The following is an 11,551-nucleotide window of genomic DNA, read 5'->3' on the forward strand; positions in this document are numbered from 1 at the left end:
GCAATACCTACTTAATACTCTACTTTCGCCTACTGTTTTTTATTCTTATCATTTTTTAATAACATGAAAAAAATTTACTTGTTTTTATCTACACTTCTTTTGGTTGGAGGTGTATATGCTCAATCGCAAAGAGTAATGCTATTTGAAGAATTTACCGGAGAAGATTGCGGACCTTGCGCTGCTACCAACCCGAGTTTAAATGCATTATTGAAAGACAACGATGGCAGTGTAGTTCCTCTTAAATACCAAAGTATTGTTTCTTCCAGTTCGCGCAATGTGCTATACAGCCAAACTTCGAGCGAATCCAATGCCCGTGGCAATTACTACAGCAACACATCTTTACCCTTTGGAATTTTGGATGGCAATGTAAAGAGTGAGCATGCCGCAGGTTTTTCGCAAACCGATTTCGATAATCGCTTTTCTGTTGCCAGCAGTTTTAACTTATCGGTTTCGCACGATTTTTCCTATGCTGCCGATTCTATTTACATTACTGTAAACATTGAAGCAAGCCAAGCCTTTACGGCACAAAAACCTGCCTCTCTTAAGTTGAGAGTGGCAATGGTTGAAAGAGAAATTATGCTCACTCAACCTGCTTTAAACGGAGAAATTGAATTCTTTGATGTTATGCGCAAAATGTATCCCAATCCTGCAGGCACAACACTTAGCCAAAACTGGACAAATGGGCAAATACAAACTGTAACCTTTGGAGTTAAAATACCGGCCTATATCTTCGATAAAAATCAAATAGCCGTTGTAGCCTTTATACAAGACGACAACAATAAAGTAGTAGAGCAAGCAGCACGCAGCGCCCAAAAGCAAGTGCGCGTAGATGCTAAAATAGCTGACAAGCAAATACCATTTTTAAACTGCAATGCTCCTAATTTTGTGCCCTCTGTAACCATTAAAAACAATGGTAGCGAAACATTAACCAATTTAGATTTAGATGTAAAAATTGATGGCAACTTCTCGTTTACCCAATCGTGGAGCGGCAACTTAGCCAGCGGAGCACAAACCGTAGCCACACTAGATCCAATTGCTAAAATAAGTGGCGCTCATACCATTCAAATTATTGCCAAATCTCCTAATTACGAAGACGATCAAAACGTATTCAACGACACCACCGTAGGCACATTCAGCTTCCCTGATGCCGCAGTTCCATTCCCTATTGCCGAAGATTTTGAAAGTGGCATTCCAACTTCATTCCTTATCGAAAACCCCGACCTTTCACTCACTTGGAAAGATGCTGCGTACAGCGCCAACGGTACCGGAGCAAAATCTGCTTACATTCGCTTCTATGCTATTCCCGATGGTTCAGTAGATTATTTATACCTGCCAACCTTAAATTTAACAGGTGCAGATTTTGCAAAACTCACATTCGATAGAGCACACGTGCGCTACAGTAATAGCTTTGAAGACGGTTGCGATATTGAAGGCTCTAAAGACTGCGGTAATACTTGGGTAAAACTTTGGTCTAAAAAAGGTGCCGATTTAGCAACATCTGCCAATAGCAAAAACGAATTTAAACCTACTGCTTCGCAATGGGCGGCAGATGCTGCCAGCCTAGACTACTTTGCAGGCGAGCCCGAAGTATTTGTACGCTTTAAAGCCATCAGCAATTATGGAAACAACCTTTATATAGACAATCTAAATGTTGAAAGTACTCTTACTACAAACGGTGGCCCGCAAAAGCCAACAGGTATAGCGCCAATTTCGTTTGCAAATAATATCAGCCTTTATCCTAATCCGGCAAAAAATGCATTGAGTGTATCTTTTGGCGAAACTTTATCTACCGCTACTGTAAGAGTATTCGATTTACGCGGTGCAGAAGTATTCAATAACACTATACAAAACAGTTCTGAACTGCATTTAAACACTACTAGTTTTCAATCGGGCCTATACACCATCCAAATAAGCAACGGTGGCATGTCGGCAAAAAAATCATTCATTGTTCAACACTAATCAATTAAGAATATGCGTTTATTATTTCTTGTAACCATTGCAGCTTTTAGTAGCATTGTTATGAATGCTCAACAGTTATTACTTAGCCCTACCGGCAATATGGTTGAGTCTTTAGAAGTTACACCCGGAAGAGATGTAGAATCCATTATTTATCTAAAAAATAACTCCGGCAAAACAGCATTGGTAAAATGGGTTTTTGAGAGCTATAGCGGCAGCGTGGCTGCTTATGAATTTTCTATGTGCGATTTAGAAAATTGCTATGCAGCAAGTTCCATTGTGCGCGAAATTCAGTTAAACAATGGCGACAGCACTTTTATGAAATTCGGAACTTCGGCAAAATGCCAAGCCGGCACATCTACTGCCACCTTGCGTGCATGGATAGATGGCGACAGCGCCAATAGCGTAGTTCCACTTTCGTATAACGTTACCATTACACAAGGCGAAGATTGCTTAGCCTCCATTGAAAACGAACTTACTACCAAAGTAAGCGCCTATCCTATTCCCGTAAATACCGTTTTAAACTTACGTTTTGAAAACGATGCCCAACGCACCGTTGCTATTTTTGATGTAACCGGCAGAATGGTAGCAGAAAAAAGTATTAGCGAAAAGACAACCATTATCAATACAGCTTTCTTAGAAAAAGGAAATTATGTAATGCACATAATGGAAAACAACAAAGTTATAGCTACAAAAAAGTTAGCAAAATAATATACCAATCTTAGTCTGTGAAACCTGTCGGCACAATGCAGGCAGGTTTTTTTAATTTTACAAACAACTATATCTTCCACTATTCGTAACACACTATTATTTCTTACTTTCGGATATAATTAAATGCCTAAACCTCAAAAAAATACAAGCGAGCAACTCTTCGAAAAACCACAGTTAGAATTCGACCAACTGCTGGGGTATAAAGCATTGTTAGAATTCTTTAACGATGGCGTGCTCATAAAAAACACAGAGAATAAAGTAGTATTTGTAAACGAACCATTTTGCACACAATTAGGATACACCGTAGATGAAATTTTTGGCACCTCCGGCTATCAACTATTGGCCAATAAGAAATATGAAAAACTTATTGACGATAAAATGAAACTCCGCAAAAAGGGCGTTACAGATACTTACGATATCCAAGTACGCGCCAAAACAGGAGAACTACTTTGGTGGCGCGTTACAGGTCGCCCATTTTTTGACAAAAACGGTAATTTTGTTGGTAGCATCAGCATATTTTCAGACATTACCAAACAGCGGACAGCAGAAGAAGAACTGCGCAGAACCAACGATGAATTTGAGAGTTTAGTAAACCTACGCACCCGCGAACTTACCACCGCCAACAACAAGCTCCTCAACGAAATTAAAGAGCGCAAAATTGCCCAAATAGTTTCTAAAAATAATGAGCAACAATTCCGCGATATATTCAACAGTTCGCCCGATGCCATTTATGTTGAAGACCTAAACGGCACTATTCTAGATGTAAACAACGAAGCCTGCAATATGCACGGCAAATCGCGCGAAGAACTTATTGGAAAAAATATATTTGATTTAACTCCCGACTCGCAATACGAAGCCGTAAAAACACGCCAACCACTTTTAGCCCAAGGCGAAATGCGCGTTTTTGAATCGCAAGCACTAAACAGCGAAGGAAAAATTATACCCATAGAAGTAAAAGTTTCGCGCTTTACCCATAATGGCAACCCGGCACTCCTACTGCACGTTCGCGATATTTCCGACAGAGTAAAGAGCCAACAACTCATGCACAAAATAAATGTGGAGTTAGAAACCAAAGTGCGCCTGCGAACACACGATTTAGAAACCGCCAACAAAACCCTGCGCATTTCCGAAAACCTCTACAGGCAAATAGCAAGAAACATTCCACGCTCCGCCATTTTTGTATTCGACAACAACCTGCGCTACCTCTTAGCCGAAGGAAACCTCATTGGCTTTATCAGCCTAAACCGCGAACACATAGAAGGCAAAAGTATTTACGACCTTTTTACAGAAGAACAATTAAAAGAAGTAGAGCACATCTACAAATGGACAATTGAAGGCATTTCCGGTTCTTATGAACTAGAACAAAACAACCTCACCTACCAAATAAATTATTTGCCCATAAGAAACGATGATGGCGATATTATTTACGGTATGCTCATGGTAATGGATATTACCGATTTGAAAAAAACACAACAAAAACTCGAAAAACAAACCACCGAACTAAAACGCAGCAACGAAGAGTTGGAGCGCTTTGCCTACATTGCCAGCCACGATTTGCAAGGCCCACTACGCACTATTTCCAGCTATTTGCAACTACTCGAAAGCCGATACAGCAATAGGCTAGAAGGCGATGCCAAAGAATTTATCGAATACTCCGTAGCAGGCGCAAAAAGAATGCAGCGCCTTATACAAGATCTCTTAAACTATTCCAGAATAAACACACGCCCAAAACCATTTGCCGATACCAACCTAAACGATTTAGTAAAAGTGGTTCTTAAAAACTTAGAAACCACCATACAAACCAACCATGCTGAAATAAGAACCGATGAACTACCCATGGTATTTGGCGATAGCAACCAACTCATGCAACTCTTTCAAAACTTAATAGACAACGCCATTAAATTTGTAAAAAACCGCCAACCTATTATAGTTGTAAACGTAGAAAACCACCAAAAAGAATGGCTCTTTGCCATCCGCGATAATGGTATTGGTATAGAACCCGAGTTTAAAGAAAAAATATTCCAAATATTCCAACGCCTACATGCCGAAACCGAGTTTCCCGGTACAGGAATAGGGCTTGCCATTTGCAAAAAAATTGTTCATCTCCACGGTGGCGATATTTGGTTCGAAAGCGAACCCGGACAAGGCACCGCCTTCTTTTTCACCATAAGTAAAAGTTTAAACAATCTTAAAAACTAGTTTTAAGAAATCCCATATGTAATCTTTGTAACAAACCACTTATACCGTTTCCCTATTTTAGCTCAAAATTTACACAATTGAAAAACATAATCTCCTTTGCAGTACTGTTTTTAGTACTCACTGCATGCAACAGTTTAGGGCAAAAAGTAAACAACCTTTCTGCCAACGAATTTGAAAAACAAATAAGCACATCAAAAGTACAACTCATAGATGTACGCACACCCGAAGAGTTTGCAGAACGCCACATTGCAGGCGCAGTAAACATCAATATAAACAGCAATAATTTTGAAGCTGAACTAAAAAAATACAATAAAGACCAACCAATTTATTTTTACTGCCTTAGCGGGGGCAGAAGTGCCAGAGCAGCACAAACTGCCGCAGCTAGTGGATTTAAAACAACCTACAACCTAGAAGGCGGCATACTAAGTTGGGCAAATGCGGGAAAACCCGTAGAAACAACCACTGCCGACAAAAAATCGCAAGGACTTACGCAGCAAGCATACCTTACGCTCATCAATAAAGAAAAAATGGTATTGGTAGATTTTAATGCCGTATGGTGCGGCCCCTGCAAAATCTTGAAACCGCGCGTAAAAAACGTAGTTAAAAAACATGCAGAAAAAGTAGAGTTATTAGATATAGATGTAGATAAAAACGCAGAACTAGCAAACTATATGAACATTAGCGCCATTCCACTTTTAATACTCTACAAACAAGGAAAAGAAGTATGGCGCAAAATGGGCTTGGCAGAAGAAAGCGAAATTGCCGCAGCCATTCAAAATGTAAAGTAAATTGTACCGCACACACATAACTCATTTATGATAAACGTAACTCTATTAAAAAAAACATGCGAAACACCCGGTATTTCCGGATTTGAACAGCAAGTTCGCACATTGGTAACACAAGAAATAGAAGGCTTTACCGACAGCCTTTACACCGATGCAATGGGCAATTTAATTGCACTTAAAAAAGGAAAAAGCAGCGAAAAAAGAACTATGGCTGCGGCTCACATGGACGAAATTGGGTTTATAGTAAGCCATATTGACGATAAAGGCTTTTTACGATTTCACCCGATTGGCGGTTTCGACCCCAAAACACTTACAGCACAACGTGTAATTGTGCATGGAAAAGAAGATGTAATTGGTGTAATGGGCACTAAACCCATTCACCTTATGAGCGCAGAAGAGCGCGGCAAACCCTTGCAACTTAAAGACTATTTTATTGATTTAGGATTACCTAAAGAAGCAATAGAAAAAATTATTGAAGTAGGCAACCCGGTTTCGCGCCAACGCGAACTAATAGAAATGGGCGATTGCGTAAACTGTAAGAGTTTAGACAATCGCGTTTCGGTATTCATTTTAATGGAAGTTTTAAAAGAGTTGAAAGGCATAGAAATTCCTTACGACTTTTATGCCGTGTTTACAGTGCAGGAAGAGGTAGGAATTAGAGGTGCACACGTAGCAGCACATCACATAAACCCCGATTTTAGTTTTGGTTTAGATACCACTATTGCTTTCGATACACCCGATTCCAGACCCGAAGAAACCATTACGCAATTAGGTGCAGGCACTGCCATAAAAATTATGGACTCTTCTACCATTTGCGATTACCGCATGGTACGCTATATGAAAGAAATTGCCTCTTCAAACCAAATAAAATGGCAACCTGAGTTATTGCCCGCAGGCGGCACCGATACTGCCGGAATGCAACGCATGGCAACCAACGGAACCATTGCCGGAGCAGTTTCTATTCCCACAAGGCATATACATTCGGTAATTGAAATGTCGCACAAGGCAGATATCCGCGCATCAATAGATTTATTAAAAGCATGCGTGAGCCAACTGCACACTTCCGACTGGAGTTTTTAATTTGCTAAGCGCGTGTAGCCAATATAGCATTCAGTTTTAGTATGCTGGCTACAGATAGCGCATCTCTAATTTCGCCATTCATTACTTTTTGCACCAATTCGCTAAAGGGAAGTTTTTTTATGTGCAGCACTTCGTCTTCTTCGGGCTGCTCACCCACAAATTTCAACCCACGCGCTACATAGGTGTACGATATTTCATCGCTTACCGAATTAGAAAGTTGCATTTCTAAAATCATTTCGTAGTGCTCGGCAACTAAACCTGTTTCTTCTAACAGCTCACGCTTGGCAGTTTCTAATGGCAGCGTGTTTTCGGGGCATCCACCTTCGGGAATTTCCCATTCGTAACTGTGTAAAGTATATCGGTATTGCCCTACTATCCATGTGTTATTATTATCGTCTAACGGAATAATGGCTACTGCAATATTTTTGAAATGCACCTTACCGTAAATACCCGGATTACCTGCCGGATTAAGCACTTGGTGTTCTTCTACCTTTATCCATTTATTCTCGTACTTTACTTCCTCTGCCAATGTTTTCCAAGGATTTTCGGCTATGTTTCTTTTCATCTTAAAGTGTGCTTTTTATTATTGGCAATATTCTCCGGAGTCCACTCTATTACTTTTTCAAATGGAAATTTGCGCTCCACACAAGGAGCTATGGTGCAACTGCGGCACGATGGTGGTGTGCATGGATCGGGATGAATAAAAATTTCTATTTGCTTTCCATATTGGGCATTCATTAGCTGTGCCAATTCATCCATTTCGCTGTGTACTTTTTCTAAACTTCTATAAAATGGGAATGTAACATGGCAATCTATATGCAGTTTGCTTCCATACTGTATAATGCGCAGGTTGTGTATATCAATCCACTCCGGTTTTCTATTGGAAGAAAGAAATGCAGCAATGTTTTCTACCAACTCCATATCGGCTTCATCCATAATACCTGCCAGCGATTTGCGCATCAATTTATAGCCCACCACAATTATCCAAAGTCCCATTAGGAGCGCCACTACATTATCTATAAACTCCCATCCGGTAAACCATATTAAGCCCAAGCCTGCAATAACGGCAAACGAAGTGTAGGCATCGCTCCGAATGTGTTCGCCATCTGCCACCAATGGCAGCGAATGGTATTTTTTTCCGGTTGAAATTAACCACCATGCAGTGGTAAAGTTTACAATACCTGCTATGGCTGTAAGTGCTAAACCAAACGATAAATCTTTGACTGCGCTTACTTCAAAGAAACCAATAATGGCTTTACCCGCCATAATTAGTCCGGCTAAAGCAATCATTCCACCTTCCATACCCGATACTATGAACTCCACCTTTCCATGTCCGTATGGATGGTCTTTATCTTTAGGTTTTGCAGAAAGCGTTACGGCATACAATGCAAAACTTCCCGCCACTACATTGATAATAGATTCCAGCGCATCGGTGAGTATGGCATTGGAATGCGTAAAGTACCATGCCACAAACTTTACAACCATCAGCAAAATGCCAATGCCCAAAGCTGCACGCTGCACCTTAATTTCAACTCTGGTTGCCATTAGTTTGTAAACTTTAGCTTCAATAATACCCAAAACGCTTTCAAACCGTCTGTCCACTTCATTTTTTTGCCCTCTGCAAAGCTGCGCGGATAATAGTGCATAGGCAATTCATAAATTTTAATTCCTTGCTTAGAAATGCGAGCCGTAACTTCCGGACAAAATTCAAATCTATTGTACTTGAGTTTTACACGTTTAATAACTTCGGTTTTAAAGACTTTGTAACAAGCAGCTTCATCGGTAATTTTTTGATTGTATAGAATCCTTGCCCACCACGAAATAAATCGCCCGCCAATATCGTAAGTCCATATACGCTCTCCTTGTGCCGGCTGCAAATTGCGCGAGCCATATACTACTTCGGCTTTGCCTTCGAGAATGGGCTGTACTAAATGAAGATAATCGTTAGGCTCGGTTTCTAAATCGCCATCTTGTATAATAACTATTGCTCCCGAAACAAACTGCAGTGCCGTTTTTATTGCAGCGGCTTTACCTTGGTTTATGGTGTGATGCAATACTTTTACGTTGGGAGCAACAAATTTTTCGAGTACCATTTGCGTTGCATCGGTAGAGCCATCGTTTACAATTATTACTTCTTTTTCTATTGGCACTGCCAACACTTTTTGCAGCAATGCAGCAATGGTACTGGCTTCGTTGAAAACAGGAATAATAACCGATAGTTTCACTCTTACAAACAAAGGGAAAGGTTGCGACAAATAAAATTTTTGCAACACTTCTTTACAGCTTGCCATTGTACATTCACAAAAAACGAGTGGAGAATAGAGTTTGCCGCACCCTTACACCGCACTACTTTCACCCTAAATTTTTTTTATGAAGAATACCTATTTGATTGCGGTGGCACTCACATTATTACTTTCATCGTGCTTGGTTTCAAAAAAGAAATTTGATGAACAACAAGCCTTGGCAGAAAAGCATTTGGCAGAGCGCAATAGTTGTAAAGAAGATTTAGATAAAGCCAATGCCACCATTGCGGCACTAAGCGATCAAGTAAAAAACTTAGAAGCCGATACCGCAAGATTGAATGCCGAAATCCGTAAACTGGCGCAGCAAAAAAGCAATACAGAAAAAACATACAACGATTTGAAAAAGCGCTACGATGATTTGCTAACCAAAGCTACCGATGAAAAAAGCCGCCTGAGCGAAATACTTAAAGAAAAAGAAAATGAGCTAAATGCCAAAGCGAGAGAATTAGATATTTTATCGAAAGAACTTTCGCAAAAGCAACAGCGTGTGAATGATTTAGAATCGCTCATTGCCAAAAAAGATGAAGCCGTAAATAACTTAAAGAAAAAAATTGCCGATGCACTCACAGGATTTAACAGCGATGAACTAACCGTAACTCAAAAAGACGGAAAAGTTTATGTGAGCATGAGCGATAAATTATTATTTAAAATTGGCAGCTACACCGTAGATATACGAGGCAAACAAGCACTTGCAAAACTTGCAGAAGAGCTGAATAAGAATACAGAAATTGGTATTACCGTAGAAGGGCATACCGATAACAAAGCATACAAAAGCCCCGATGGAAACATAAAAAACAACTGGGATTTAAGTGTAATGCGCGCATCAAGCGTTACCGATATTTTGGTTACAGAAAATAAAATAGATGCCAAGCGCATTACTGCTGCCGGACACGGAGAGTTCTTTCCGGTAGTGAGCAACGATACTCCTGAGGGCAGAAGTAAAAACCGCAGAATAGAAATTGTACTTTCTCCCGATTTGCGCGAAATTTTCAAAATACTCGATGGTGTAAAATAGCACCTCCACTGCAAGCCTGTTTTCTACTCAACATATTCAGAAAATGGGCTTGCAAACTATCGCGGTAAAAAAGTTGAAGATTGGATACAGTTTAACTAAGATGTTTTAAAGAACATTATTGGTTTGCTCTTTAATCTTCTCCAGTTCATCTTTCATATTTACTACAATTTTCTGCATGGCAGCATCATTGGCTTTAGAACCTACGGTGTTTATTTCTCTTCCTACTTCTTGTGCAATAAAATTGAGTTTTCGCCCTTTCATTTCCTCAGAGTTTTCTTCTACCGCATGGCGAAAATGTGCGCAATGCGCCCGCAAGCGGGTAAGTTCTTCGGTAATATCTAATTTCTCTATGTAGTAAATTATTTCCTGCTCAAAGCGGTTAGGGTCTATTTTATCCTTAGGAATAAACAATTCCAAATTGCCACGCAACCTTTGGCGCATTTCTGCTACCCTACGTTTATCTTGCTCCTTTAGGTGCGAAACAAAGTGCTCAATAATTTTTATTCTATCTAGCAAATCTTCTTTAAGTGAGCTGCCCTCCTTTACCCTAAATTCATTTAGCTGCTCAATGGCATTCATGATTGTTTTTTCAATCAAGCCCCATTCTTCGTTATCTACATCGGGCGGATTCTCTTCATACACATCGGGCAAACGCAGAATGGCCGGTAAAATTTGGTTTAAAGGCAAACTTAAATCTTTTGCCACCGATTCTAATTCTGCGTAATGCGCCTTTACTACACCTTTATTTAAACGGAGTACAGCACCTTCTTTTTCGGTAACAACCGACACAAACACATCTACTTTTCCGCGCTGCAAGCGGTTGGTAATTTGCTGGCGTAGCGTATATTCTTGTTCTCTGTAACGCGAAGGCAACTTAGTGCCTAAGTCCATTCCTTTGCTGCTGTTGAGTGAGCGCACTTCTACCGTAACGGTAACATCGTTGGCAGTAGAAATAGCTTTGCCAAAGCCGGTCATTGATTTGAGCATACAGCTAAAATATAGAAAGTTTTGTGTTGTGCTTAATTTTCAATCTCGCAACCTATCCATGCTTTTTATCAGCGCTTCATCTTTTTGGATGGCAAAGTAAGCCAACAGCAAAAACACTAAAGGTGGAATTGCAGCTAAATTCCATGCAGTATATATAATATCTATGGGTGTTTCTTTTGTTTGAAAAACATAATACACATACCCAACTGCCAATAGATGAAACAATATTGCAACCCAGCAAAGCAAGGATTGAATACCTCTCTTACTAAAAAGGAAGATAGCTATAAGTGAAAAACCTGCGGCTATGGCACTCAAAATAGCTGCTACAAATACATAATAGCCACTTACGAAATATGCCACCTCCCAGGTAGGAAGGTTGCGTACATAGTTTACATCCAATGCTTCGTATTGAATTACCGGAGCAAATAAATATGCCACTATGGTTAAAATAGCAAGTACTAAATAAATAGTTTGAATGCGTTGAATCATTGCTTCAATTTTAAGTTTTCAGCTTG

11 protein-coding genes are annotated in these 11,551 nt (G+C 39.9%); 6 read left to right on the plus strand and 5 right to left on the minus strand.

The window, feature by feature from the left end; translation table 11 throughout:
• The first annotated feature begins 63 nt into the window (after positions 1–63).
• The 5 genes from KF872_07755 to KF872_07775 all read left to right on the plus strand — a co-directional run bounded on the left by KF872_07755 (position 64) and on the right by KF872_07775 (position 6,731).
• Positions 64–1,959, plus strand: a complete 1,896-nt coding sequence (locus KF872_07755; GenBank protein MBX2903437.1) for an Omp28-related outer membrane protein — start codon at positions 64–66, stop codon at positions 1,957–1,959.
• A 12-nt stretch (positions 1,960–1,971) separates the two neighbouring features.
• Positions 1,972–2,667, plus strand: a complete 696-nt coding sequence (locus tag KF872_07760) for a T9SS type A sorting domain-containing protein (protein ID MBX2903438.1) — start codon at positions 1,972–1,974, stop codon at positions 2,665–2,667.
• A 123-nt stretch (positions 2,668–2,790) separates the two neighbouring features.
• Positions 2,791–4,866, plus strand: coding sequence for a PAS domain S-box protein (locus KF872_07765; protein ID MBX2903439.1), 2,076 nt, complete (start codon positions 2,791–2,793; stop codon positions 4,864–4,866).
• Positions 4,867–4,943: 77 nt separating this feature from the next.
• On the plus strand, positions 4,944–5,654 hold the full coding sequence (locus tag KF872_07770; GenBank protein MBX2903440.1) for a hypothetical protein: 711 nt from the start codon (positions 4,944–4,946) through the stop codon (positions 5,652–5,654).
• A gap of 27 nt (positions 5,655–5,681) precedes the next feature.
• Positions 5,682–6,731 carry a M42 family metallopeptidase gene (locus KF872_07775; protein ID MBX2903441.1) on the plus strand — a complete coding sequence of 350 codons (1,050 nt, stop codon included), beginning with the start codon at positions 5,682–5,684 and terminating at the stop codon, positions 6,729–6,731.
• A gap of 4 nt (positions 6,732–6,735) precedes the next feature.
• Here the strand turns inward: KF872_07775 and KF872_07780 are convergent, their stop codons facing one another.
• From KF872_07780 to KF872_07790, 3 genes are read right to left on the minus strand one after another with little or no spacing between them, the layout of a single operon-like run.
• A complete protein-coding gene (locus tag KF872_07780; protein ID MBX2903442.1) occupies positions 6,736–7,296 on the minus strand; it encodes an NUDIX hydrolase in 561 nt (186 codons plus the stop codon).
• A complete protein-coding gene (locus KF872_07785; GenBank protein MBX2903443.1) occupies positions 7,293–8,276 on the minus strand; it encodes a cation transporter in 984 nt (327 codons plus the stop codon). Before KF872_07785 ends, KF872_07780 begins: the two co-directional genes overlap by 4 nt.
• On the minus strand, positions 8,276–8,986 hold the full coding sequence (locus KF872_07790; protein ID MBX2903444.1) for a glycosyltransferase family 2 protein: 711 nt from the start codon (positions 8,984–8,986) through the stop codon (positions 8,276–8,278). The genes KF872_07785 and KF872_07790 overlap by 1 nt, the downstream gene beginning before the upstream one ends.
• A gap of 115 nt (positions 8,987–9,101) precedes the next feature.
• Here KF872_07790 and KF872_07795 point away from each other — a divergent pair, with 115 nt between their 5' ends.
• Positions 9,102–10,049 carry an OmpA family protein gene (locus KF872_07795; GenBank protein ID MBX2903445.1) on the plus strand — a complete coding sequence of 316 codons (948 nt, stop codon included), beginning with the start codon at positions 9,102–9,104 and terminating at the stop codon, positions 10,047–10,049.
• Positions 10,050–10,154: 105 nt separating this feature from the next.
• On the opposite strand, the gene KF872_07800 is transcribed toward KF872_07795, so the two are convergent.
• Together KF872_07800 and KF872_07805 are read right to left on the minus strand one after the other, a co-directional pair.
• Positions 10,155–11,036, minus strand: coding sequence for a YicC family protein (locus tag KF872_07800; protein ID MBX2903446.1), 882 nt, complete (start codon positions 11,034–11,036; stop codon positions 10,155–10,157).
• Positions 11,037–11,075: 39 nt separating this feature from the next.
• Positions 11,076–11,525, minus strand: a complete 450-nt coding sequence (locus tag KF872_07805; GenBank protein ID MBX2903447.1) for a DUF4293 domain-containing protein — start codon at positions 11,523–11,525, stop codon at positions 11,076–11,078.
• Positions 11,526–11,551: the final 26 nt, after the last annotated feature.

The sequence above is a fragment of the Chitinophagales bacterium genome (assembly GCA_019638515.1).
GTDB lineage: Bacteria > Bacteroidota > Bacteroidia > Chitinophagales > LD1 > UBA7692.

What these genes read in the sequence shown, in the direction of transcription:
- KF872_07755 (MBX2903437.1), top strand. Translation starts at nt 64, where the DNA reads ATGAAAAAAATTTACTTGTTTTTATCTACACTTCTTTTGGTTGGAGGT.
- KF872_07760 (MBX2903438.1), top strand. Translation starts at nt 1,972, where the DNA reads ATGCGTTTATTATTTCTTGTAACCATTGCAGCTTTTAGTAGCATTGTT.
- KF872_07765 (MBX2903439.1), top strand. Translation starts at nt 2,791, where the DNA reads ATGCCTAAACCTCAAAAAAATACAAGCGAGCAACTCTTCGAAAAACCA.
- KF872_07775 (MBX2903441.1), top strand. Translation starts at nt 5,682, where the DNA reads ATGATAAACGTAACTCTATTAAAAAAAACATGCGAAACACCCGGTATT.
- KF872_07780 (MBX2903442.1), bottom strand. Translation starts at nt 7,296, where the DNA reads ATGAAAAGAAACATAGCCGAAAATCCTTGGAAAACATTGGCAGAGGAA.
- KF872_07785 (MBX2903443.1), bottom strand. Translation starts at nt 8,276, where the DNA reads ATGGCAACCAGAGTTGAAATTAAGGTGCAGCGTGCAGCTTTGGGCATT.
- KF872_07795 (MBX2903445.1), top strand. Translation starts at nt 9,102, where the DNA reads ATGAAGAATACCTATTTGATTGCGGTGGCACTCACATTATTACTTTCA.
- KF872_07800 (MBX2903446.1), bottom strand. Translation starts at nt 11,036, where the DNA reads ATGCTCAAATCAATGACCGGCTTTGGCAAAGCTATTTCTACTGCCAAC.
- KF872_07805 (MBX2903447.1), bottom strand. Translation starts at nt 11,525, where the DNA reads ATGATTCAACGCATTCAAACTATTTATTTAGTACTTGCTATTTTAACC.